Here is a 23785-nt window from a genome sequence, read left to right as displayed (position 1 = left end):
CTCAGCCTCCCTGGGAGACGACACGGCGGGCGGCCCGCCGCCACAGGAACCGGGTGAAGAGGAAGAGCACCACGACCCAACCGGCCTGGATCGCCAGCTGCTCGCCCGCGTCGGCCGGCCGGATGCGGCCGATGTACAGCGACAGCGGCACGCTGAGCGTCGCCTGGAAGGGCAGGAAGGTGCTCATCGTGCGGAACCAGTCGGGAAAGAACCACAGCGGCGCGTAGACACCGGACAGCAGGTTCTGCGCGAAGATCAGGATCAGCACGGCGGAGCTGTTGCGCAGCATCCAGAAACACCACTGATCGATGAGCAGCATGATGAAGTAGAGGATGAGCTGACCGAGCAGCAGGCTGAGCACGAACACCCCGGCCACGGCCGCCGACCCCGGCGGTTCCACCACCCCCACGGCGAGGCACACCGCGTATCCCGCGAGCGCCCAGGCGGCCCCGTAGACCTGCTCGCCGAGTGCGCGCAGCGCGTGGTAGCGGGCGGGCGGCAGAGGACGCAGATACCAGTAGACGATGGTGCCGAAGTGCATGTGCTGCAGCACGGTGTCCCGGCCCGCGTACTGGTCCAACTCCCGCAGCCGGGAGGCGAGTACAGCCAGCACCGCGTACGTGATCGCCTGCTCGCGGCTCAGTCCGGCGGTCGGGCCGGAATGCGCGTACAGGCCGCTCCACAGCGAGGCGACCAGCACCACCTGGACGACCAGCCGGATCAGGACGGCCGTCATCCGCGGCGGGGCGTGGAGCTCACCGAGCGGGGTGACACGGGCGGCGCGCCACGCGTGCAGGACAGCCACCTCAGTCCCCTTCCCCGGCCGGCCCCGCGTGGACGTACGCGGCCCGCATCACGTCCTCCAGGTCCGCCTCGTCGATGGCGACGCCGGTCACCTCGTACCGCTCGATGACCGCCTTGAGCGCCTGGTGGACCGTCGGCGCGTCGGCGCCGTCCGGCCCGAACACCACCTGCGGACCGTCCTGTCGCAGCACCGCGATGCCCGGTGGCGGGACGACGTCGGTGTGGGCGTCGGCGAGCGTGGCCCGCACCTGCCACGTCGAGCCGTACTTGCGGCGGATCTCGTCGAGCGTGCCGTCGAGCACCAGCCGCCCGTGGTTGATGAGCACGACCCGCTCGGCGAGCCGCTCCACCTCCGTCATGTCGTGCGTGGTCAACAGGACGGTACGGCCGCGCTGTTCGACCTGGTGCCGGAGGAACTCCCGCACCTGTTCCTTGACCACCACGTCCATACCGATGGTCGGCTCGTCGAGGAAGACGACCAGCGGGTCGTGCAGCAGCGCGGCCGCCAGGTCGCAGCGCACCCGCTGGCCGAGGGAGAGATGGCGGACCCGGGTGTCCCAGAACGCGGACAGTTCGAGGATCTCGTCGAACTCCCGCAGCCGCGCCGCGTGTTCGGCCTTCGGCACGTCGTAGATGTCCCGCAGGATCGCGAACGACTCCTTGACCGGCAGGTCCCACCACAGCTGGGTGCGCTGCCCGAACACCGCGCCGATGTTACGGGCGTTGCGCTCCCGCTCCTCGTACGGCACCACGCCCGCGACCCGGGCCTCGCCGGAGGTGGGTGTGAGGATGCCGGTGAGCATCTTGATGGTGGTGGACTTGCCGGCGCCGTTCGGCCCGAGCAGGGCGAGGAGTTCGCCCGGCGCCACGTCGAAACCGATGTCGGAAACGGCGTGCTTGACGACCCGCTCCGGATTGACCAGGGATCTGAGCGCGCCCGTGAAACCGGGGCGGCGGACCGTGGTGGTGAAGGTGCGGGACAGGCCGCGCACCTCGATGCTGCCGATCAATCGACGAACCTCCGGGTGAGTCGGATCAACCAGACCGTCGCCGCGAGCGAGGCGGCGGAGAGCGCGGTCAGCAGCCAGGGGACCGCATGGATGCCCGAGGCCTCGATGCCCACCCCCAGCAGCGGGGGAGCCGCCACTCCACCGGTCATCGACGCGGCGATGACCCAGGCACCGGCGCGCCTCGCCTGGGGGAGCGCCCTGTTCAGCCAGGGCAGACCGGTCGGAAAGACCGGTGCGATGAACAACCCAACACCGGCGTAGGCCACCGGCGCCACTCCTTTTACACGTGCCAGCAGCAGACATACGGTCATGCCGGCCGCGCAGACGGTGAGAATGCGCTCGGGGGAGTACCTCAGGGTGATCGGTACGACGAGGAAACGGCCCGCCGTCATCATCAGCCAGTACACCGAGGTCGCCGAGGCGGCCACGGTCGCGCTGTAGCCGACGGTCTCCAGATGGGTGGGTTCCCAGCCGCCGACACCCGCCTCGACGCCGACGTTGAGGATGTAGAGGACGAGGAACCCGAGAAGCAGACGCGACAGGCCGAGGCCGCCCCGCGCCGCGGATTCCGCCGGTGAACCGGTTTCCTCCTTCGTACGTACGCCACGGGAGCCCAGTACGACCAGCAGCGCCGCCAGTGCCGCGCAGGCCCCGAAGGCGTACGGGTACTCGTCCGGGCCCAGCCATGCCACCACCGCCGGACCGAGCACCGCGCCGATGCCGAAGTGGGCGTTGAGGACGTTCAGCATGGCCGTGGAACGGTTGCCGAAGCCGCCGGCGAAGAGCTGGTTGAGGCCGTAGTCGATGCCGCCGAAGCCCAGTCCGCAGAGGAAGGCCGCGGCGAGCGCGAGAGGCCACTCCGGGGCGAGCGCGAAGCCCGTGGCGCCCAGCGCCATCAGTCCGTAACTCGCCCCCAGCAGAGCCCTGTTGCTGATCCGGGTGTGGATCGCGTTGAAGGCGAGGACACCGGCGACACCGCCCGTGAAATGCAGGCTCAGACCGAGGCCCGCGCCCGCCGGGGAGAGGCCGAACTCCTCGCGCAGACCCGGCACCGCGGGACCGTAGAGCGACTGGAGCATGCCGATGAGAACGAATCCGAGGCAGGACGCGACCGCGGCCGGTCGGCTGAAGAGCCGGCCGGCCGCGTCGGACCGAAGGTCTGTGTCCGTCAACTGATCTCCGAGAAGACGAACGAGAACTCGGCGGGCTCGGCCCGCAGTTGGTACTGCGGCAGCACACCGGGACCGCAGGAGCCGGTGCCGATGCCGTGGAGGGCGTGGTCGAGGTTGACCCACACCGTCTCGTCGGGGGTGAGGTCCGCGAGATGAGTGGCCGCGTCCAGCTGCTCGGTGGTCCAGCGGCGGGCGGTGAAGAAGAACTCCGGGTCGCCCTCGACGCGCAGCCCGCCGAGCTCCGCCAGCCGGACGTCGGCGCGGGCCCCGTTCTCCTGCGGGCGCAGGTACGGGGTCTGCAGAGCGTCGACCGTGGACTCCCAACGGCCCACCCGGGAAGCCGCCTTGGTGTCCGGATAGCCCTCGCCGGGACCGCCGCCGTACCACTTCACGGTATCGGCCTGCGCGAGCCCGAACCGCACGCCGAGCCGCGGCAGCGGCACCGGCCACTCACCCTCGGGTGCCACGGAGACGGTCAGCTTGAGCCGGCTGCCGTCCGAGGTCCAGCGGTACACCGCGGCGAGCCCGAACTCCCAGGCTGCCGGGGCGACTCGGGTGCGCACGGTCAGCGCGTCGTCGTCGAGTTCCACCGAGGCCAGGCGGTGCCGCATGCGGTGCAGGCCGTACTTGCGCCACAGTTCGGCGGAGCGGACGCCGGTCAGCCACTCGGCGCCCTCGTCGTTGTCGGTGGTGGCCCGCCACACGTCCAGGCGCAGCCCGCGCACCTCGACGCCGCCGATGGTCCTCAGCGCGCCGGTGCGGCCGTCGAAGGAGGCGGGGCCGAGCGTGATCACACCGCCGGCGGCCACCGGTCCGTCGGTCGCGGCGACGGACGGCGGCGTCCGTGCGGCGACCGGGATCTGACCCCACGCCACCTCGTGGCCCTTCGGCCCCCAGCCGGTGTCGGCGGCCAGCAGTGCCCGTACCGTCCACTGTGTCTCGCCGTCGTGCTTGGCGGGCGGTTCGGGCAGCTTGACGTCCGCGGACTCGCCCGGGGCGAGCGCGGGCACGGACAGCGAGCCCGACTCGACGCTCTCGCCGTCCACTTGGCAGGACCACTCGAAGGCGAACGCGGACAGGTCGGCGAAGTCCTGCTTGTTCGTGATCCGTACGGCGGCGTCGGCGCCCTCGATCGACAGGGGCTCGATGACCTTCTTGAACTCCAGCAGGCCCGGGGAGGGCTGCCGGTCGGGGAAGACCAACCCGTCGCAGACGAAGTTTCCGTCGTGCAGCTCCTCGCCGAAGTCGCCGCCGTAGGCGTAGCCCAGCTCGGGGTGCCTGACGCCGTGGTCGATCCACTCCCAGATGAAGCCGCCCTGGAGCCGCTCGTACTTCTCGAACAGCGCCTGGTAGTCGGCGATGCCGCCCGGGCCGTTGCCCATGGCGTGTCCGTACTCGCACAGGATGAAGGGGAGCCCCCGGCGCTTGTGGGTGCCGCCGTCCAGCTCCTTGCCGATCTGTTCGACCTCACCGTGCGAGGCGTACATCCGCGAGTACATGTCCGTGTCGCGGCTGTTCCAGTCGCCCTCGTAGTGCACGAGGCGCGAGGAGTCGCGGCCGTGGATCCACTCGGCCATCGCGGTCAGCCCGCGTCCGGTGCCGGCCTCGTTGCCCAGCGACCAGATGACCACCGACGGGTGGTTCTTGTCGCGCTCGACCATACGCGCGGCGCGGTCGACGAGGGCCGGGGTCCAGCGGTCGTCGTCGACGGGGTTGTCGCGCCAGGCCTGCTCGGTGAAGCCGTGGGTCTCCAGGTCGCACTCGTCGACGACCCAGAGGCCGTACTCGTCGCACAGGTCCAGGAAGGCCGGGTGCGGCGGGTAGTGCGAGGTGCGCACCGCGTTGAGGTTGTGCCGCTTCATCAGCAGTACGTCCTCGCGCATGGTCGCGAGGTCGAGCGCGCGGCCCTTCTCCGGATGCCATTCATGGCGGTTGACGCCCTTGAAGAGCACCGCCCTGCCGTTCACCTTGATCAGGCCGTCGGCCAGCTCCACCGTACGGAAACCGATGCGCAGCGGCACCCGCTCGCCCTCGGTGACCAGCTCGCCGGCGTACAGCTTGGGCACCTCGGCCGACCACGGCCGGACCGGTACCGTAACGGCTTCCCCCGTGGCGACATCGATGTCCAGGGCGGGCACCGACACCCGCCCGTCGACGTCGGAGTCGACGCGCAGAGTGCCCTCGCCCGTGAGGTGGTCGTAGGAAGCGTGTACGAAGAAGTCCAGGACGCTCCCCGCCGGGCGGTGCAGCAGCGTCACATCACGGAAGATACCGGGCAGCCACCACTGGTCCTGGTCCTCCAGGTAGGACCCGGCGGACCACTGGTGGACCCGCACGGCGAGCACGTTTCCGCTGCGCTTGAGCAGATGGCCGACCGCGAACTCGTGCGGCAGCCGGGAGCCCTTGAACTCGCCGATGTCGGTGCCGTTGAGCCAGATGCGGGCGCAGGACTCGACGCCGTCGAAACGGATGACGGCGCCGCCCTCGTCGAGGCCCGGCCAGTCCTCGGGCAGGTCGAAGACGCGCAGATGGTCGCCGGTCGGGTTCTCCGTCGGGACGTGCGGCGGGTCCACCGGGAACGGGTAGAGATGGTTGGTGTAGATGGGCAGGCCGAAGGCGCCGTCGCCCTGAAGGACCCAGTGGCCGGGGACCGTGACCTCGGCCCAGCCCCCGGCGTCGTACCCCTCCTCGGCGAACGAGTCGTCCTCGGCGTCGGCGGTCGGCGACACACGCAGCCGCCAGCTGCCGTTGAGGGAAAGGGACTTCGCGTCGGAGGACGCGTACCAGGCGCGGGGCGGGAGGGCCCCGGTGCCGGGCGAGACGTCCTCGACGTAATCGGTGGACGTGGTGCGGGAAGTCATCGGTCTCCAGGTCTCAACGGTGCGGGCGTCAGCCCTTGATACCGGTCTGCGCGATTCCCTGCACCAGCCAGCGCTGCAGGAAGAGGAAGACGAAGATCAGGGGCAGGATGGAGATGGCGGTGGCCATGAAGATCAGATGGAAGTTGACGGTCTGGTTGGTCATGAAGGTGGACAGCGCGATCTGCACCGTCCAGGAGCTCGGGTCCTGGCCGATGACCAGCGGCCACAGGAAGGAGTTCCACGCGCTGATGAACGTGATCGTGGCGATCGCCGCGAAGAAGTTGAGCGAGTTCGGCACGACGATCCGCCAGTACGCGCCCCAGTAGCCGAGCCCGTCCACCCGCGCCGCCTCCTCCAGCTCCTTGGGGAATCCCAGGAAGTACTGCCTGAAGAGGAAACACGTGAAACCGCTGAACAGGCCCGGGATGATCAGACCGCGGTAGGTGTCCACCCATCCGAGGGAGGAGACCAGCACGAAGCTGGGCACGAAGGTGACGGCCGTGGGGACCATCAGCGTCGCGAGGACCGCGTAGAACACCTTGTTGGCGTGCTTGTACGGGATGCGGGCCAGGCCGTAGCCGGCCAGGGAGCAGACCAGGAGGGTGCCGACCGTGGTGAGGACGGCCACGACCAGCGAGTTGATCATGGAACGGCCGAAGTCGACCGTGGGGTCGTCGAACAGCTCGGAGATGTTGCCCCACTGGAAGGAGGGCAGCACCTTCCAGTTCGCGCCCGTGATCTCCAGGTCCGTGGACAGGGAGTTGCGGACGATCAGGTAGAAGGGGATCAGGAAGAGCAGGGCGGCGACGCCGACGGCGATGTACAGCCCGGTGTTGCCGAAGATGCCGCCCCGGCTCTTCTTGCGCTGCTTGCCCATCTGCGGTGCGGTGGTGGTCACTTGGACTCATCCCCCCTTCCGAAGCCCATGAACTTGCCCTGGATCAGGGTGACGACACAGATGAGCAGCGACAGGATGACCGCGCCCGCGCTGCCGGCGCCGTAGTCCTGACTGGTGCCGAGGGCCGATTTGTAGAGCACCATGAGCGGGGTCTGGGCCCAGGTCGCCTTCTGCCCGATGATGTTGAAGAACTCGTCGAACGCCTGGTAGGCGGCGATGAGCAGCAGCAGGATCACCGCGGTGGAGGTGGCGCGCAGCTGGGGCAGCGTGATGTAACGGAAGGTCTGCCAGCCCTTCTTCGCCCCGTCGATGGCCGCGGCCTCGTACAGCTCGGCCGGGATGTTCTGCAGCGCCGCCAGGAAGAGGATCATGTAGAAACCGGACTGGATCCACAGGCGCAGGGTCACGATGACCAGCCAGTACCAGGGCGGGGTGGGGTTGGACATCCATGCGATGGTGTCCGCGCCGAACCAGCCGATGACCGTGTTCGCGAGGCCGAAGCGGACACCGCTGAAGATGGACATCTTCCAGATCAGAGCGGCGGCGACGTAGGAGACTGCGGTCGGCAGGAAGAACACCGACCGGAAGAACGCCCGCATGAACCGAAGCTGGTTCACCAGCAGCGCCAGCCCCAGTGACAGCGCCCACGTGGTCGGCACGATGAACGCGGCGAACACGGTGAACGTCACCAGCGAACCGGGGAACTCACTGTTGGTCAGGATCTGCTTGTAGTTGTCGAAACCGATGAAATGACTCGGCGTGACGGTGTAGCGGGCGTCGAAGAAGCTGAGCCAGACGCTCCAGACGATCGGCACGAAGACGAAGATCGCCAGGCCGATCAGGAAGGGCCCGGTGAAGAGCCAGAAGTTGAAGGTGGCGTTGCCGCGCAGGCCCCGCCGCGGCCGGGCCGGGGAGGCCTTGGCCGGGGCGGGCTGGGCGACCCCGCGTGTCGTGGTGGTCGACATGTCGTGGTCTTCCCCGCGGCCTATCCGAACAGCTTCTTGAGCTCGACGTTGACCTTCTTGTCGCAGGTGTCGAGCGCCTTCTCCGGGTCGCCGTTCTTACGGACGGAGGACGCGATCACGTCGGCGAAAGCGGTCTGCATCGTCTGGTCGTAGGCGATGTTGTCGAAGTGGCCGTAGTCGGTGAAGAGCTTCACGCCCTCGGCCGGCAGACCCGACTTGAGCTTGTCGGCCTTGGCGGCGATCGAGGTGCGCGGCGGGATGTGGAAGCCGTACGAGGTGGCCCAGTCCTCCTGGTACTGGGTCTGGTCGATCCACAGCCACTTCACGTATTCCTTGGCCGCGTCGACGTTCTTGCCCTTGGCGTTGACGAAGATCGACCAGCCGCCGTTGTACACGGACTGCTTGCCGGCGCTGCCGATCTTCGGGAACGGGAAGATGCCGAGGTCGTCGCCGAGCGCCTTCTGCATGGCCGGCATGGACCACATGCCGCCCCACTGGATGGCGCACAGACCCTGGTTGAGCGAGGACGGGTCCCAGAAGTCGGTCGGGGCGTCGAGGAGCACGTTGCCGCTGGTGAACAGCTGGCGCAGCTGCTTGAGACCGCCGACGACGCCGTCCGTGTGGTAGGCGATCTCGTTCTTGTCGTTGATGGTGTCGGCGCCGGCGGACCAGATGATGGGGTTCTGGATCGCGCTGAAGTCGTTGCCGAGGAAGATGCCCTTGACCTTGCTGGTGGTGAGCTTGGCGGCGGCCTCGATCAGCTCGTCGAGCGTGGTCGGGACGTCGACCTTCGCCTTCTCCAGCATCGACTTGCGGTAGTAGAAGAACTGCGGGTCGTCGATCATCCGTATCCCGTAGATCTTCCCGTCGACCGTGTGGGACTTGATGTCGTTCGGGTTGAAGTCGCTCTTGACCGGGTCGATGATGTCGGTCAGGTCGGCCACCTGGCCGCTCTTGACGAGCTGCAGCTGCGGGTGGAACTCGAAGACGTCGGGTGCCTTCGAGGTGAGCAGCGCCGCGAAGAGCGCGGACTCGAAGTTGTTGCCCGTGATCCAGTTGGTGTTCACGTGGGCCTTCTTGTAGGCCGCCGCGTACCGCTTGAGGGCCTGCTCCGTACCGGCCTCGCCGTAGGCGTGGAAGTACTGGGTGAGCTGGGTGCCCGAACCCCCGCTGCTCCCGCCGCGCCCGTTGTTGCTGCCGCACGCCGCCAGGGTGCCTGCGGCGGCCATGCCGGCGGCTGCCCGGAAGAGTGACCGGCGGGAGAAGTTGCTGTTGCTCATTGCCGACATGCTGACGTCCTTGTCTCGATTGCGGCTGCGGCTCCACGGCTTCAGCGCGTGAACGGCTCTGCGCTACGTGGCGCGAATTGCTCTGCGGTGCGGGACGTTAACCTTCGGCTAAGCCTTCGGCAAGGGGTTGGACGAAGTCTGCTCGAAGCGTTGTATCCGGTTCGGGATCCCGAACGGGTGGGTCTCGCAAGGGGGTTGAGGACCGCCGGGTCAGGGGTGCCGGCGGTCCTCGGACTAGGGGTTTCCCACGGGGTTTTGTGGGGTTCTCATCACGGCGGTGACGTCACCGGCGTCACTGCCTGTTCCAGACCTCGTTGCTCCCGCCGTTGCAGCTGTACAGGATCACCCTGCTGCCGTCGGCGGTGGCCTGTCCGCTGACGTCCAGGCACTTGCCGGACGCCTCGCCGAGGATCTGCCCGTTGGCGTTCAGCAGCCAGCGCTGGGAGGCGTCACCGGTGAAGTCCGGGCTGGTCGTCAGGCCGGAACTCCCGGCCGTCAGATACCCGTTGACGCCCTTCAGGGCGCCGCTGCCGTCGTACGACCACGACTGCTCTTCGCCGCCCGTGCAGGTGCTGATCGCGGCCCCGGAGGCGTCCGCGGTCAGGCACTTGCCGGACTGCTTGCCCTGCCAGGCGCCGGTGACCGCCGAACTCCCGTGACCCTTCTGGTCGAAGACGTACGTCGTCACGGAGCGGGCGGCGAGGGTCGTCGTGGCCGTCCCCGCGCTCACCGACGGCTTGGCCGCCTTCGCCCAGTCCTCGGTCGCCGAGGTCCGCACCGCCTGCACGGCCCGCCCCGGAGTCCTGCTGTTGAAGTGCAAACTCAGCGGTGTGTCGGTGGAGTTGTGGTTGTTGACCACGACCACCCACCGGCCGTCCTTGTCGTAGGACGACACCTCGACCCCGGCCGGCGCCCCGGTCACGTCGTGCGCGACCGAGCCCGGCCGGACGAACCTGCTGTACTGCCCGAGCGCGTAGTACCGCTTGGTGAAGTACAGCGCCTGGTTGCCGTTCGTCGCGTAGTCGGGGTCGTAGTAGATCAGGCCGTCGTTCCAGCCCACGTCGTTCTTCTCGGTGGGGGAGGAGCCGTACCCGCTCGCGAGCGCGACCCACCACTGGAAGGCGGAGTCATGTGCGCTCGCGAAGTCCTTGTAGATGATCCTCGACATCAGCAGGGCGTTGTCGATGGTCGGGTCGTACTCCTGGTTCCAGCCGGTCGAGCCCTTGCCGAAACAGCAGATCTCGGTGGCCCAGGACTTCTGGCCGACGGTCCTCGACGTCTCGTAGACATTGGCGAGCTGGCCGTCGCTCGGGTTGTTGTAGGTGTGGTGGGCGAGCGCGGAGACGTACTGCCCGGTGCCCGGCTGCGAGATCCACTGCGGGAGTTCGGAGACGAACTGCGTGGTCTGGCTGGACTCGTCGGCGATGATCGACGTCTTCTGTTTCCTGGCCCGCTGCTCGGCTCCCAACGCCCGTACGATGTCGTCGCGTTGGTCGACCGTGACCTTCATGCCCTCCTGGCCGCACGAACCGAAGTCGTTGTCGGGCTCGTTGAAGGGGCTGATGTAGTCCAGCTTCACACCCTGCCGGGCGAAGTGGTCGGTCACGTCGGCCACGTAGGTGGCGTAGTCCGCCTCGTTCTCCGGCTTCAACTGGCCACCGCAGGACTGTCCGTTGGTGGTCCACTGCGCGGGCGCGCTGTTGGTGAAGCCGATGAGGTCCTTGACGCCGTACTGCGCGGCGTACTTCAGGAACGTACGCCCGCCCTTGTCCCTGCTCCAGTCGTAGGAGCCGTCGGAGTTCAGGAAGTCCTCGGCGACGCGGGCCGGCGTGGTGACCGCGACGCCGCCACCGCCGATGTTGTAGCGGTACGAGCTCAGGGCCAGCCCCTGCCGGGAGAACAGCAGCCGGGCCACCCTGGCCTGCACCTGGGGACTGAAGTGCTGGAGGTCGTTGACCCACCAGGCGCCCGAAGCGCCGATGTCGTCGATGGTCTGGGCGGCGTGGGGGGAGACCTCGGCCACCGTGGGGGTGGCGGCCGATGCGGGCGGTACGGATATCAGGGGTCCCGCGACGGCGAGCGCGGCTGCGGCCGTCATCAGGACCGATCTACTGCGGTGGGGGTGAGACACGTGCATCCCTTCCGTCGTCATGAAGGTGGTGCGGTACGGCTCCGTGCAGGGGTGGTGCGTTTCGCCGACGCTCCCCGCTGCCCCACCGACTGCAGTGCTCCTTCGAGCGCGAACGTCGCCGCACCCAGACAGGCCGGGTCGGTGGGGATGGGGGAGAGGACGATCTCGGTGGCGGCGAAGGGCCGCCTGAGCGCGTGCCGTCCGACGGCCTCGCGCACTTCGTGCAGCAGGGGTTCGCCGAGCCTGCGGGCGACCCAGCTGCTGAGCACGACCACTTCGGGGTTGAGGACGTTGACCAGATTGGCGATGCCCGCGCCGATGTAACGCGCGGTCTCCCGTACGACCTTGAGGGCCACGGGGTCGTTCGCCTCCACGCCGCGTGCCAGCGCGTCGATGGTGGCGGTCTGGTCCTCGGGATGCAGCAGCGGACTCCGCGGACTCAGTTCCCGCAGGTTCAGCATGATCCCGGGCGCTCCGACGTACGCCTCGACACAGCCGTGGTTGCCGCAGCGGCACAGCCGCCCGTCCAGGACGAGCGTGGTGTGACCCCACTCCCCGGCGCTGTTGCTCACCCCCCGGTACAGCCCGCCGTGCAGGGCGAGCCCCGCGCCGACACCGGTTCCGAGGTTGACCACCACCGTGTCCCCGCGCCCGCGTGCCGCGCCGAACCACATCTCGGCGACCGCGCCGGCGCGCAGCGGATTGTCCAGGTAGAGGGGGTAGGCGATGACCTCGGACAGCAGGTCCATCAGGGGCACGTCGTGCCAGTCCCAGTTGGGCGCGTACTCCGAGACACCGGTGTCCCGGTCCACCTGCCCCGGCACGCTCACCCCGACGCCCAGTACCCGCGCGCCCTCGATGCCTGCCTGCGCGACGACCGAGCCCACGGCGGCGGCCACATGACTGACCACCTGCTCCGGCAGGCTCTCACCGGGGCGCATGTCCTCGTCGGCGCGGGCCAGCACGTTCAGCGCCAGGTCGAACAGCTCGACATGGACGTACGTCTCCGCGATGTCGACGCCGATCAGCGCGCCCCCCGACGCGTTGACGGCCACGAGCCCCCGGGGGCGCCCGCCGGCCGAGTCCTCGAAACCGACTTCCGTGATCATCCGCAGGTCGAGCAGCTCGCCGACGAGCGTGGCGACCGTGGCGAGACTGAGCCCTGTGCCGGCCGCGAGCTCCTGCCGGGAGGTGGGAGACTGAGCGATGATCTGGCGCAGCACCTCGTAGCGGTTCGCGGTGCGGATATCACGTGAGGTGCGCTTCACCGGTCGTCCCCCGTCCCTTCTGGCCTCGGGCAGGCCGGGGCGGTCGGCACCGGCGCGGCGCAAGGCTATGGCCTGCGGAGGACTTTCGACAAGGGGTTAGGAAAGGGGTCTTAGGAAGTCTCCCGTCCGGTCGGGCCGGAGGGCTGCCGACAGCCCGGAGTCGGCGGAATTCCGTTCTCCGTGAAGCGGCCCGACCAGGGGGAGCGGGGCGAAGGTCAGCCCTCCAGCACGTCCCGCACGAACGCGTTGGTGAACTTCCCCGCCGGATCGAGCTCTCGCGCCAGGGCCCGGAAGTCCTCCAGCCGCGGATACCGCTCCCGCAGCACCGCCGCCGGCACGGTGAACACCTTGCCCCAGTGCGGCCGCGCCTCGAAGCCGTCCAGCGCCTCCTCCACCCGCCGCACCACCGGCAGCACCGCCTCCGTCTCCTCGATCCAGGTGAAATGCAGCGCAACCGTTTCCCGCCCGTACGCCGGGCTCAGCCACTGCGCGTCCGCCGAAACCGTTCTCACCTCGCAGATCTGCAGCACGGGAGCGATCGCCGCGCGGATCGCGTCCAGCGCCCGCAGCGCGTCGACGGCGAACCGCCTCGGCAGCAGGTACTCCGACTGCAGCTCCGCCCCGCTGCTGGGCACGAACTCGGCCCGGAAGTGCGGCAGCCGCTCGTGCCAGGGCCCGGGCACCCCGAGCTGCTCCGTGCAGTTGACCGCCGGCATCCCCGGCACCGGGTGCAGCTTCTCGGTCGCGGGAGCCGCCCACGGGAACGCGGCCAGGGGCTGTTCGGTGCGCCGCTTCAGCCACACCTGCCGGAACCCCGGCTCCCGCCAGTCGGTGAACAGGCTCACGCTGTACGCCGCCGCGGCGACCGTCTCGAAGTCCAGCCCGGCCAGCGGCAGTTCGGTGAACAGGTGCTGCTCGACGTCGAAGGACGGCTCCAGATCCAGGGTCAGGGCGACCACGACCCCGAGGGCGCCCAGCGAGGTCACGGCACCGTCGAAACGCGCGTCGCCCCGTGCGAGGGTGAGCGTCGATCCGTCGGCGGTGACCAGTTCCACCTCCCGTACGGCCGAGGCGAGCGAGCCGTTGCCCACCCCTGAGCCATGGGTACCGGTCGCCACCGAGCCGGCGACCGAGATGTGCGGCAGGGACGCCATGTTGGGCAGCGCGAGCCCGCGGGCGTCCACCGCACGCGCCAGCTCCGCGTACCGGACGCCGCCCGAGACCCGTACCGTACGGGCCGTCGTGTCCACGTCGATCACCGGTGGCAGCCCGGCGATGGAGACGAGGGTGCCGTCGGCGCCGGGCTCGGCGATCTCGTTGAAGGAGTGCCCGCTGCCCAGCACCCGTACCGCGGCGCTCCCGGCCACAAGGCTCCGCAGCGCGTCGAGCGAGTGCGGGCGCTGCAGCTCCTTGGCGGTGTAGGTGATGTTGCCCGCCCAGTTGGTGACCGTCTCCGTCATCCCTGTCGTCCCTCCACGCGTAGTCCGTGCATTGACCCTCTCATCTGGGGATGCCTACCGTGGAGCCGTCTCAGAGAGCGGTTACCACACGGTTTCTGCCGACCCGGCGAGGTCGGCCCGGCGGGAAGGTCACTCCGTTGCCCGAGCGTCCCCAGGCGCTGTTCGCCATGACTCCGGAGAACGTTTCCCTGATCTTTCCGCCGGAGGTGCTGACGCGGCTGCGGGAGTCCCTGGAGATCGATCCGGCCCTGGTCGCCGAGGATCTCACCGACCCCCGGGTCCGGGACGCCCTCGCGCGCACGGAGGTCCTCGTCACCGGCTGGGGCTGTCCCCGCCTCGACGCGGCGGCCCTCGACGCGGCCCCGCGGCTGCGCGCGGTCCTGCACTCCGCCGGTTCGGTCAAGGGCTTCACCACCCCCGAGGTCTGGCGCCGGGGCGTCCGGGTCTCCTCGGCGGCCGCGGCCAACGCGATTCCGGTCGCCGAGTACACCCTCGCCATGATCCTGCTCGCCGGGAAGGACATCCTCGGCGCCCGGGAACGGCTGCGCACCGCACGCGCCCACCCCGGCTGGGGCGTCGTCCCCGGCATCGGCAACCACGGCCGCCGCGTCGGGGTGATCGGCGCCTCCCGCATCGGCCGCCGTGTCATCGGGCTGCTGGCCCCCTTCGACCTGCGCGTCAGTCTCACCGACCCCTACGTCACCGAGCACCGCGCGGCCGAACTCGGCGTACCGCTGCTGCCGTTGGACGATCTGCTGCGCACCTCGGACATCGTCACCGTCCACGCGCCGGAGACCTCGGAGACCCACCGTCTGATCGGCCGCCGGGAACTCGCGCTGATGCCCGACGGGGCGACCCTGATCAACACCGCCCGGGGCGGCCTGGTCGACCACGAGGCCCTCGTCGCCGAACTGCGCGGCGGCCGCATCTCCGCGATCCTCGACGTCACCGACCCCGAGCCCCTGCCCCCGGCCTCGCCCCTCTACGACCTGCCCAACGCCTTCGTCACGCCGCATCTCGCGGGTTCCCAGGGCAACGAGCTGTCCCGCCTCGGCATGACGGTCGCGGAGGAGGCCGCCCGTCTGCTCAAGCAGGAGGAACTGGCCCATCCGGTGGATCCGGACGTACTGGAACACGAAGCCTGACCCACGGGATATGGCCTACGGATTTCGTCGACTTTCCTTCCAATGAAAGCGCATATTCGTATATCTCTAGCGCTCAGATTGCGATATCAGTAGCGTGCGTGCCATGGCTCTGGAACCGCTTCCCGAAACCGACCGCACCCGCCACCGCCGGCTCCGTGAACAGGGCAGCCTCGACCGCGCCGACCTGAACGCGATCCTGGACGCCGGGTTCGTGTGTCACCTGGGTGTGGTGGTCGAGGGCCGCCCGCTGGTCGTGCCCACGGTCTACGGACGCGACGAGCGGCAGCTGTATCTCCACGGTTCCGTGGCCAGCCGCAGCCTCGCCGGTGGTACGCCCGTGTGCGTCACCGTCACCCATGTCGGCGGCCTGGTGCTCGCCCGCTCCGTCTTCGAGCACGGCGTCAACTACCGCAGCGCGATGATCCACGGCGAGGCCCGCACGGTCACCGACCCCGAGGAGAGGCTGACGGGTCTGCGGCGGCTCACCGAGCACGCGGCGCCGGGCCAGTGGTCGTACGCCCGCCGGCCCAGCCGCAGGGAACTCGCCGCCACCACCCTCCTCGCCGTCTCCCTCGAAGAGGCCTCCGTCAAGATCCGTACCGGTGCGCCCGACGACGGCGACGGCCCCGACGCGGCGCTCGGCGTCTGGGCGGGCACCCTCCCGCTGACCTGGGCCTGGGGCAGCCCCGTACCCGACCCGCTGCTCCCGGTGGGGCTGCCCGTACCGGGACACATCGCGCGCCGAGAGGGGACCCGGCACGGCTGACGCGCGACCGGAGGCATACGGTGGGGAGTCGAACGCCTGAGCCGGGAGGAGAGTCGGGATGGGCAGCCGTACCGCGCTGGTCGAGGATCTGATGGAGCGGTTCCCGGAGGTACCGCGGGAAGCCGTTTTCAAGGAGGACCTGCTGCGCGGCGGCGTGGCCTTCGACCCGTCCGCCCTCAGCGACAACGAGTCCGGCGAGGTCAAGCCGAAGTCGTACTTCATCTTCTCCTTCGACCACGGCACCCTGCCCGAGCTGGGCGAGGCCGCGCTGCGGCGGCCGCCGGAGGAGATCATCCTGACCGGTGGGCCGTACGACCTGCGCCGTACCGTGGTCTCGGTGCGGGTGAACCCGTCGTCGCCGTACCGGGTCGCCGCCGACGAGGAGGGGATGCTCGGCCTCTATCTGGACGGCAGCCGCATCGCCGACGTCGGTGTGCCGCCCATGCCGGAGTACTACCGGCACACGCTGTCCAACGGGAAGTCCGTGATGGAGGTGGCCCCGACCATCCAGTGGGGTTACCTGATCTATCTCACCGTTTTCCGGGTCTGCCAGTACTTCGGCGCCAAGGAGGAGTGCCAGTACTGCGACATCAACCACAACTGGCGCCAGCACAAGGCGGCCGGGCGGCCCTACACGGGCGTGAAGGACGTGGAGGAGGTCCTGGAAGCGCTTGAGATCATCGACCGCTACGACACCGCGAAGGCCTCCACCGCCTACACCCTCACCGGCGGCGCGATCACCAAGACGGTCTCGGGACGCGACGAAGCCGATTTCTACGGCCATTACGCCAAGGCCATCGAGGAGCGTTTCCCGGGGCGCTGGATCGGCAAGGTCGTCGCACAGGCGCTGCCGCGGGACGACGTGCAGCGGTTCAAGGACTACGGCGTGCAGATCTACCACCCCAACTACGAGGTGTGGGACGAGTACCTGTTCAAGATGTACTGCCCGGGCAAGGAGCGCTACGTCGGCCGCGACGAGTGGCACAAGCGCATCCTCGACTCCGCCGAGATCTTCGGCGCCCGCAATGTGATCCCGAACTTCGTGGCCGGCGTGGAGATGGCCGAGCCGTTCGGTTTCACCACCGTCGACGAGGCCATCGCGTCCACCACCGAGGGCCTGCGCTTCTTCATGTCGCACGGCATCACCCCCCGCTTCACCACCTGGTGCCCCGAGCCCACCACCCCCCTCGGCAAGGCCAACCCGCAGGGCGCGCCGCTGGAGTACCACATCCGTCTGCTGCAGGCCTATCGCCGGACGATGGAGGACTTCGGTCTCTCCTCGCCTCCCGGCTACGGCCCGCCCGGACCCGGCCGTGCGGTCTTCTCCGTCAGCTCCTTCATGGACAGCCTTCCGGCGCTGGAGACGGCCGAGGAGGCCGGGGAGACGGCGGAGGTGTGAGTGACATCTGGGCGCGATGAGTAAAACGTGGTCTCCTTCCGTATGGGAGGCTGGAGTTGTGTCTCACGGCCGGTGCTCAGGTTTCCCCGGCGCAACTGAACACACCGCTTGTCAGTTGTGTCGAAAACGTGAAAGGCTCCTGCCCTGCCGCGAGGTTCCCCCCAACTCCTTTGCCGTCATGGTGAGTTGACCTCGCTTGTGGATGCAGGAGACCCATGCCCGACCTGCCGACCCCGAAGGACGCCGCCGAGGCCGCGCTGTTCTCGGAAGTCTGGGACGCGGTACTTTCGTACGCCGACCTGTGCACCGCCGGCGCCGCCGCGGCCACCCAGCTGGCCTCGGAGGCGTTCGCGCTAGGCATTCGCGAGGCCCGCGCCGCCGAGGGCGGTCCGGACCGGAGCACCGGCCGCCGCGCGCCCCGACTCCCCATGATCCCGCTCCTGTTGACCGCCGTACGTACCACCACGGCGGCCTGGGAGGAGAACGGACAGGGCGACGACCTCGACCCCGACCTGCGCCTGTGGCTCCACTCGGACAAGGCCACGCGCTACACCGGCCCGCCCCTGCGGCGCCCGCTCGCCCTGCGGGGACTGCGCGACCTCCAGGAGGCGGACGCGTCGCTGCTGTGGCTGGCCGAGGTGGAGGCGCTGCCGCCGTCCGTGGTGGCGCGCAAACTCGGCCTCGACCCGGCCGTCCTCGGCGAGGAACTCGCCCAGGTACGCAGCCTGTTCCGGGACCGCTGCCACCGCGCGCACCTCGACACGCCGATGGACCCGCACTGCCGCAGCTACGCCCGCCTCCTCGACGCGGTCACCCGCTCGCCCGGCGCCGACATCCCCGCCGACCTCTCCCGCCACCTCGCCACCTGCGTGGACTGCGCCGAGGCCGCCGCCTGTCTGCGCCCGCACGGCGGCGGACTGCCCGCGGCGCTGGCCGGCGGAGTCATCGGCTGGGGCGGGCTCGCCTATCTGGAGCGCCGCAGGCGCGCCGCCGAGGTCCGCCTCGGCGCCGGCCGCCCCGAACCGCTGGAACTGGAGGCCGGTGTGCCGAAGTCCGGCTCGGAGCGCGCCCGTGTCGTGCGCAACGGCCTGCTCGTGGCCGCTGTCCTGGTCTCGCTGCTCGCGCTGGCCGTGTCGATGATGCCGTTCGGCGGAAAGGGCGACGACGCCTCGGCGAGCGTCGACGCCCCCACCGACAGCAGCCCGGTCGCGGCCCCCAACCCCTCCCTGCCGTCCGCCGCCACGTCCCCGCGCTCGGCCTCCCCGACGCCCACCCCGAAGGTCTCCACCACCCAGGCCGACGGCGGCAACCCCGATCCGGAACCGCAGGGCACCTCCTCGTCGACGGCCACGAACGCGCCGGGCGACGGCTCCTCGGCCACCTGCAAGGTCTCCTACGACCTGGTCAACCAGTGGCCCGACGGCTTCCAGGCCACCGTCACCGTCACCTCCGACGACGCACTCAAAGGCTGGCGCGTCGGCTGGACCTTCAAGGAGGACCAGCGGGTCGGCCAGATGTGGGACGCGAGCTTCGTCCAGAACGGCAACCGCGTCGAGGCGAGCGCCGCCGACTACAACAAAACCGTCGCCGCCGGCGGCAGCCTCTCCTTCGGCTTCCTCGCCTCCTGGCGGAGCAAGAACTCACCGCCGTACGACTTCACCCTCAACGGGCAGCCCTGCGCGAAGGGCTGAGAACGCGTCGTCGGGACACGACGAGGAACACGACCGGGTGAACTCCCAGGAGCCACCCGGTCGCCGGGCATCCGCCCGCAGTCAACCGCCCGCTGTCGAACGTCCGTCGAGCCGCCGACAGTCAACCGGTCGCCGGCATCCGCCCGCAGTCAACCGCCCGCTGTCGAACGTTCGTCGGGCCGCCGACAGTCAACCGGTCGCCGGCATCCGCCCGCAGTCAACCGCCCGCCGTCGCCCGTTCGTCGGGCCGCCCGCAGTCAACCGCCCACTCAGCAGCCCGACTTGTAGAAGTACTTGCTGACCGACGGGTCGTTCATGTTCGCCTTGGTGATGGCGACCATGTCGGTGCCGATCGACTTCCGCACGCTCTTGCCCTCGAAGGCGGCGGCCAGTTGGTCCACGGCCTCCCTGCCGATCGCCGCCGGGTCCTGGGCGACCAGGACCTGGAGCGTGCCCGCCTTGAGCGAGGCCACCTCGTCGGGCTCGGCGTCGAAGGCGGCGACCTTGACCGTGCCCTCCTTGCCGGCCTGCTTGAGCCCCGTGGCGATGCCCTGGCCGGTGTTGGTGTTGCCCGCGAAGACACCGCCCAGGTCGGGGTGGGCCGCGAGCGTCGACTGGATCTGCGAGGCGGCGGTGGCCGGCAGGTCGTTGTCGTACAGCGTGGGCAGCATCGTGATCTTCGGGTACTTCTTCATCTCCTCGGTGAAGCCCTTGATCCGGGCGTCGGTCGTGGAGACACCGGGCTTGACGCTGATCACGATCGTCGAGCCCTTCTCGCCCATCAGCTTGGCCAGCGCGTCGGCGGCGACCCGGCCGCCCTTCTCGTTGTCGGACGAGATCCGGGTGATGCCGATCGAGGAGTCGGTGACGGTGGTGTCGACGAGCGCGACCTTGGTACCCGCCGACTGGATCTGCTTCAGCGACGGGGTGAGCGCGCTGGTGTCCACCGGCGAGATCATCAGCCCGTCCGGCCGGGAGGCCGCCACCGAGTCCAGAAGCGGCCGCTGCACCGAGACGTCCCACTGCGCGGAACCGTCCGCGCCGAAGTCCATGCCCTTGGCCTTCGCCTCAGTCTTCGCCGCGCAGGTCATGGTGATGTAGAAGGGGTCGCTCTTCACACCGGTGATCAGCCGCACCTTCTTGTGCGCGGCCCCGCCCGAGGACCCCGACCCCCCGCTGTCCGACGAACCGCACGCCGCGGCCCCGGTGAGGGCCAGTACGGTGCCCGCGGCGACCAGTGCGCTGCGCCTGCTGCGAATGCTCATCATCGAGACATCTCCTCAATTCCGCTCTCGGGTCTTCCTGCGCATCTGGTCGACGTAGACGGCCGCGACGAGCACCACGCCCACCGCGACGTCCTGCCAGTACTGCTGAACACCGATGACGATCAGTCCGGTCGTGAGCACGGCGGGGATGAAGACACCGATCACGGTGCCCAGCACCGATCCGCGCCCGCCGAAGAGGCTGGTGCCGCCGAGCACCACCGCCGTGATCACCTTCAGGTTGTCGGTGGAGTGCCCGGCGATCGACGTGGTGCCGTACGACGCCAGCCACATCACCGCGCCGAGCCCGGCCAGGAGGCCCATCAGCCCGTACACCTTCACCAGGTGCCGGCCGACCCCGATTCCCGCCCGCCGTACGGCCGTCGGGTTGGAGCCGATGGCCAGGGTGTGGGTACCGAACCGGGTCGCGCCCAGCACCAGACCGAACACGGCGGTCACCACCGCGGCGAGCACCACCAGCCACGGAATGCCGAACACCTTGCCGAAACCCAGGCTGTTCTGCAGATGGGTGGAGGCCGCGCCCGCCGGATCCTGGCCGCCGGTGGCGAGTTCGGCGATCCCCAGCGCGGCACCCAGCCCGCCCAGCGTGACGATCAGCGGCGGCACCTTCCCGGTCGCCACCACCGCACCCTGCAGCACGCCCCAACCGGCGCCCACCGCAAGGGCGATGACCACACAGACCGCGACCGTGCCCCAGCCGGCGTCCGGCCCGCCGTGATGGATGTTGTACTCACCGGCGGCCACCGCGGCCAGCACCAGCACCGAACCGATCGACAGATCGATCCCCGCCGTGATGATCACGAACGTCATCCCGACACCCAGCACCAGATAGATGGCCGCGTTCACGGCGATCTGCGTGAGGTCGTACTGGGTGAAGAACTTGCCCGGCGCGGCGATGGTGAAGAACAGGACCAGCACCACGAGGATCACGAAGGTCCACAGCTCACTGATCCCGGCCGCCCGCCGCAGCCAGTCGGGTACGGCTCCGCGCGCACCGCCGGACGCGGGTGTATCCGGTTTCTGCGCCGTGGCCGGCCGGGCTTCCCTGCTGTCGGCGGTCATCGCCCGTCCTCCGCTCTCCTCGGGGAACCGCCCGGCTGGGCGGGTTCGTCCAGCGACCCGGTCATGGCCCCGACGAGCTCCTCGATGGTGGTGTCCGCCGCCGTGAACGAGGCGACCCGCCGGCCGAGGCGCAGCACCTCCACCCGGTCCGAGACCGACAGCACCTCGGGCATGTTGTGACTGATCAGCACGACACAGATCCCCCGGTCGGCCACCCGGCGCACGGTGTCCAGGACCCGGGCGCGCTGGACGACGCCCAGCGCGGCCGTCGGCTCGTCCATGAAGATGACCTTGTTCGCGAACGCGACCGCCCGTGCCACGGCCACGGACTGGCGCTGCCCTCCGGACAACGTTGTCACCGGAGCCGTCACATCCTTCAGCTCCACGCCCAGTTCGGCGAACGCCTTCACCGCCTCCCGTCGCATCGCGGCCCGGTCGAGCACCCCGAGCCGGCCCAGCAGTCCGCCCCGTACGACCTCCCTGCCCAGATACAGATTGGCGGCCGCGTCCAGATCCGGCGCGAGAGACAGATCCTGGTAAACGGTCTCAAGTCCCTTTCGCTGCGCGTCCATCGGCCCGCCGAACCGGACCGCCTTCCCCTCCACCCGTACCTCGCCCTCGTCGGGTGCGAGCACTCCCGACAGGACGTTCACCAGAGTCGACTTGCCTGCTCCGTTGTCGCCGATCAGGGCGACGACCTCGCCCGCGTACGCCGTGAAGTCGGCGCCCTGCAGCGCCTGTACGTGACCGAAACGCTTGACCACACCGTGTGCCGCGAGAAGTGGTTCCCTTGCAGAGGCCATGTTGTGCCTTCGCGTTGGTATCGTTAACAGTTCGTCGATTCTGGGAGCCCCATGAGTGGGCGTCAAGGGTCGTGTGTGAACCGGATCTCAAAGGTTGCGCCCGCGGCCCGAAGTGCCCGCCCTACTGCCGAGGAGGGCCGCGGCGTGGCCGGCCGCCCCACGATGAAGGACGTCGCCGCCGAGGCGGGCGTCAGCGCGATGACCGTGTCCCGAGTGGTGGGCGGCAAGGGGGACGTGGCGCCGCGCACGGCCGCTCGTGTCGAGGCCGCGGTGCGCAAACTGGGCTACCAGCGTGATGAGTTGGCGCGTCAGCTGCGGCGCGCGGACCAACCCAGCCGGACGATCGGCCTGTTGGTCGACAACGTTGCCGATCCCTTCATGGCGGCCGTCGCCTCGGCCGCGGAGGACGTCGCCCGGCGGCGCGGCAGCATGGTCCTCATCGGCTCCAGCCGCGCCGACCCCCGCCGTGAACGCGAGGTCGTCGCCGCCTTCACCGCCCGCCGGGTCGACGGCCTCATCCTCACCCCGGCCGCGGGCAGTCACCGATTTCTGCGCCCCGCCCAGGCCCGGGGCACCAAGATCGTGTGCGTGGACCGGACGGCGCCCGGACTGGAGGCGGACACCGTGGTGGTGGACAACTCCGCCGCGGTCGAGAAGGCCGTAGGACATCTGATCGCGCACGGTCATCGCCGTATCGGCTACCTCGGCGGCCGGCGGGACATCTGGACCAACGGCGAACGCCACCGGGGTTACCTGGCCGCCCTCGAGGCCGCGGGCATCGACGCCGACCCCGCGCTGGCCCGCCACGGCCTGCGCTCCGCCACGTCCGCCGCCGCGGCCGCCACGGCCCTTCTGACCTCGCCGTACCCTCCCACCGCCCTGCTCGCCGACCACGAGAACCTCGCCCTGGGCGCCCTCGCCGTCCTGCCGCCCGGGATCGCCTTCATCGCCTTCGACGACGTCCCGCTGGCCGCCCGGCTGACCCCGCCCGTCACCGTCATCGCCCAGGACCCGGCGGCCCTCGCCACCACGGCCGCCCACCTCCTCTTCGCCCGCATCCAGGGCGACACCTCCCCACCCCGCACCGTGGTCCTACCGACGGAACTGATCCGACGGGGGTCGGGGGAGGTACGGGGGCCGTTCGCGGGGAGGGGTGGTTGAGCGGTGGGGGGTTGAGGGATGGAGCAGGCGGGGGGGGGAGTGCTGGTCGGGGGGTGTTGGGGGTCGTTGGCTGGGCGGGGCAGTTGTGCGGCGGGCTGGGCGAGGCCGCGCTCGTCTACCTGGGGGTAGGCTATGGAGCTTGTCCTGCGGGCTCGGGGAAGTGGCGGGGCGGGGCGGGGCGGTGGGAATGGCCGGGGCGGGGTGGCGGGAAGTGCTGGGGTCGAATTGCGGGCCGGTGCGGGGGCGTTGAGCGGTGTCGGGCCGCGGTGGGGTGTCCGCCCGCGGCGGCGGGCGTCCTTCGCCGATGCCCTGTTGAGGGGCAGGGCGCTCGACCAAGGACGGATGCCCCCGGCCCCCGGCTCTCCGGCCTCCGGCCCGCTGGCCTCCGGCTTCCGGCTCTCCGGCTCTCCGGCCTCCGGCCCGCCGGCCTCCGGCTTCCGGCTCTCCGGCTCTCCGGCCTCCGGCCCGCCGGCCTCCGGCCCGCCGGCCTCCGGCTTCCGGCTCTCCGGCTTCCGGCTTCCGGCCCGCCGGCTTCCGGCTTCCGGCTCTCCGGCTTCCGGCTTCCGGCCCGCCGGCTTCCGGCTTCCGGCCCGCCGGCTTCCGGCTTCCAGATCGGA

At 69.9% G+C, this 23785-nt stretch carries 18 protein-coding genes and 1 pseudogene; 6 read left to right on the top strand and 13 right to left on the bottom strand.

Annotation, left to right across the window (positions count from 1 at the left end; genetic code table 11):
• Position 1: 1 nt before the first annotated feature.
• The 10 genes from ABZT17_RS21510 to ABZT17_RS21465 form a co-directional block, all read right to left on the bottom strand.
• Entirely contained in the window at positions 2-805 is an 804-nt protein-coding gene (locus ABZT17_RS21510) for an ABC-2 family transporter protein (RefSeq protein WP_356351052.1), read from the bottom strand.
• A gap of 1 nt (position 806) precedes the next feature.
• Entirely contained in the window at positions 807-1814 is a 1008-nt protein-coding gene (locus ABZT17_RS21505) for an ATP-binding cassette domain-containing protein (RefSeq protein WP_356351051.1), read from the bottom strand.
• Positions 1811-2986 carry an MFS transporter gene (locus ABZT17_RS21500; protein ID WP_356351050.1) on the bottom strand — a complete coding sequence of 392 codons (1176 nt, stop codon included), beginning with the start codon at positions 2984-2986 and terminating at the stop codon, positions 1811-1813. Before ABZT17_RS21500 ends, ABZT17_RS21505 begins: the two co-directional genes overlap by 4 nt.
• Positions 2983-5847, bottom strand: a complete 2865-nt coding sequence (locus ABZT17_RS21495) for a glycoside hydrolase family 2 TIM barrel-domain containing protein (RefSeq protein ID WP_356351048.1) — start codon at positions 5845-5847, stop codon at positions 2983-2985. The genes ABZT17_RS21500 and ABZT17_RS21495 overlap by 4 nt, the downstream gene beginning before the upstream one ends.
• Positions 5848-5875: 28 nt before the next feature.
• The gene (locus tag ABZT17_RS21490) at positions 5876-6745 is read right to left on the bottom strand and encodes a carbohydrate ABC transporter permease (RefSeq protein WP_356351047.1); all 870 of its coding nucleotides are present in this window, start codon (positions 6743-6745) and stop codon (positions 5876-5878) included.
• Complete coding sequence (locus tag ABZT17_RS21485) at positions 6742-7710, bottom strand: sugar ABC transporter permease (protein WP_356351046.1); 969 nt, start codon at positions 7708-7710, stop codon at positions 6742-6744. Before ABZT17_RS21485 ends, ABZT17_RS21490 begins: the two co-directional genes overlap by 4 nt.
• 20 nt (positions 7711-7730) lie before the next feature.
• Positions 7731-8999 (bottom strand): sugar ABC transporter substrate-binding protein, encoded by a 1269-nt coding sequence (locus ABZT17_RS21480; RefSeq protein WP_356351044.1) that lies wholly within the window; start codon positions 8997-8999, stop codon positions 7731-7733.
• 292 nt (positions 9000-9291) lie between these two features.
• Positions 9292-11136 (bottom strand): glycoside hydrolase, encoded by a 1845-nt coding sequence (locus tag ABZT17_RS21475; protein WP_356351119.1) that lies wholly within the window; start codon positions 11134-11136, stop codon positions 9292-9294.
• Between the two features lie 11 nt (positions 11137-11147).
• On the bottom strand, positions 11148-12398 hold the full coding sequence (locus tag ABZT17_RS21470; protein ID WP_356351042.1) for an ROK family protein: 1251 nt from the start codon (positions 12396-12398) through the stop codon (positions 11148-11150).
• A gap of 215 nt (positions 12399-12613) precedes the next feature.
• Complete coding sequence (locus tag ABZT17_RS21465) at positions 12614-13858, bottom strand: D-arabinono-1,4-lactone oxidase (RefSeq protein ID WP_356351041.1); 1245 nt, start codon at positions 13856-13858, stop codon at positions 12614-12616.
• A 137-nt stretch (positions 13859-13995) separates the two neighbouring features.
• Between ABZT17_RS21465 and ABZT17_RS21460 the strand changes: the two genes are divergently transcribed.
• The 4 genes from ABZT17_RS21460 to ABZT17_RS21445 all read left to right on the top strand — a co-directional run bounded on the left by ABZT17_RS21460 (position 13996) and on the right by ABZT17_RS21445 (position 18859).
• Positions 13996-15003: a hydroxyacid dehydrogenase gene (locus ABZT17_RS21460; RefSeq protein WP_356351039.1), complete on the top strand. Its 1008-nt coding sequence runs from the start codon at positions 13996-13998 to the stop codon at positions 15001-15003.
• A 103-nt stretch (positions 15004-15106) separates the two neighbouring features.
• Positions 15107-15769, top strand: a complete 663-nt coding sequence (locus ABZT17_RS21455; RefSeq protein WP_356351037.1) for a pyridoxamine 5'-phosphate oxidase family protein — start codon at positions 15107-15109, stop codon at positions 15767-15769.
• 58 nt (positions 15770-15827) lie between these two features.
• The gene (locus ABZT17_RS21450) at positions 15828-17168 is read left to right on the top strand and encodes a radical SAM protein (RefSeq protein ID WP_356351036.1); all 1341 of its coding nucleotides are present in this window, start codon (positions 15828-15830) and stop codon (positions 17166-17168) included.
• A gap of 215 nt (positions 17169-17383) precedes the next feature.
• Positions 17384-18859, top strand: coding sequence for a cellulose-binding domain-containing protein (locus ABZT17_RS21445; RefSeq protein WP_356351035.1), 1476 nt, complete (start codon positions 17384-17386; stop codon positions 18857-18859).
• A 269-nt stretch (positions 18860-19128) separates the two neighbouring features.
• Here the strand turns inward: ABZT17_RS21445 and ABZT17_RS21440 are convergent, their stop codons facing one another.
• The 3 genes from ABZT17_RS21440 to ABZT17_RS21430 are packed head-to-tail and all read right to left on the bottom strand — an operon-like array spanning position 19129 to position 22007.
• Positions 19129-20124: an ABC transporter substrate-binding protein gene (locus ABZT17_RS21440; RefSeq protein ID WP_356351034.1), complete on the bottom strand. Its 996-nt coding sequence runs from the start codon at positions 20122-20124 to the stop codon at positions 19129-19131.
• 15 nt (positions 20125-20139) lie between these two features.
• Positions 20140-21204, bottom strand: coding sequence for an ABC transporter permease (locus ABZT17_RS21435; protein WP_356351032.1), 1065 nt, complete (start codon positions 21202-21204; stop codon positions 20140-20142).
• Entirely contained in the window at positions 21201-22007 is an 807-nt protein-coding gene (locus ABZT17_RS21430) for an ATP-binding cassette domain-containing protein (protein ID WP_356351031.1), read from the bottom strand. Before ABZT17_RS21430 ends, ABZT17_RS21435 begins: the two co-directional genes overlap by 4 nt.
• A gap of 144 nt (positions 22008-22151) precedes the next feature.
• Between ABZT17_RS21430 and ABZT17_RS21425 the strand changes: the two genes are divergently transcribed.
• Positions 22152-23168 carry a LacI family DNA-binding transcriptional regulator gene (locus tag ABZT17_RS21425; RefSeq protein WP_356351030.1) on the top strand — a complete coding sequence of 339 codons (1017 nt, stop codon included), beginning with the start codon at positions 22152-22154 and terminating at the stop codon, positions 23166-23168.
• A 342-nt stretch (positions 23169-23510) separates the two neighbouring features.
• Positions 23511-23785, top strand: a pseudogene (locus ABZT17_RS21420) (hypothetical protein); the annotation flags it as partial.

It is taken from the genome of Streptomyces sp. NPDC005648 (genome assembly GCF_040605395.1).
Lineage (GTDB): Bacteria > Actinomycetota > Actinomycetes > Streptomycetales > Streptomycetaceae > Streptomyces.
This window is presented reverse-complemented; position numbering and strand designations above follow the sequence as displayed.

Excerpts from the sequence above, each read along its gene's own strand:
- ABZT17_RS21430 (WP_356351031.1), bottom strand. The coding sequence starts at position 22,007 with ATGGCCTCTGCAAGGGAACCACTTCTCGCGGCACACGGTGTGGTCAAG.
- ABZT17_RS21445 (WP_356351035.1), top strand. The coding sequence starts at position 17,384 with ATGCCCGACCTGCCGACCCCGAAGGACGCCGCCGAGGCCGCGCTGTTC.
- ABZT17_RS21455 (WP_356351037.1), top strand. The coding sequence starts at position 15,107 with ATGGCTCTGGAACCGCTTCCCGAAACCGACCGCACCCGCCACCGCCGG.
- ABZT17_RS21450 (WP_356351036.1), top strand. The coding sequence starts at position 15,828 with ATGGGCAGCCGTACCGCGCTGGTCGAGGATCTGATGGAGCGGTTCCCG.
- ABZT17_RS21495 (WP_356351048.1), bottom strand. The coding sequence starts at position 5,847 with ATGACTTCCCGCACCACGTCCACCGATTACGTCGAGGACGTCTCGCCC.
- ABZT17_RS21435 (WP_356351032.1), bottom strand. The coding sequence starts at position 21,204 with ATGACCGCCGACAGCAGGGAAGCCCGGCCGGCCACGGCGCAGAAACCG.
- ABZT17_RS21475 (WP_356351119.1), bottom strand. The coding sequence starts at position 11,136 with ATGCACGTGTCTCACCCCCACCGCAGTAGATCGGTCCTGATGACGGCC.
- ABZT17_RS21440 (WP_356351034.1), bottom strand. The coding sequence starts at position 20,124 with ATGAGCATTCGCAGCAGGCGCAGCGCACTGGTCGCCGCGGGCACCGTA.
- ABZT17_RS21485 (WP_356351046.1), bottom strand. The coding sequence starts at position 7,710 with ATGTCGACCACCACGACACGCGGGGTCGCCCAGCCCGCCCCGGCCAAG.
- ABZT17_RS21480 (WP_356351044.1), bottom strand. The coding sequence starts at position 8,999 with ATGTCGGCAATGAGCAACAGCAACTTCTCCCGCCGGTCACTCTTCCGG.
- ABZT17_RS21465 (WP_356351041.1), bottom strand. The coding sequence starts at position 13,858 with ATGACGGAGACGGTCACCAACTGGGCGGGCAACATCACCTACACCGCC.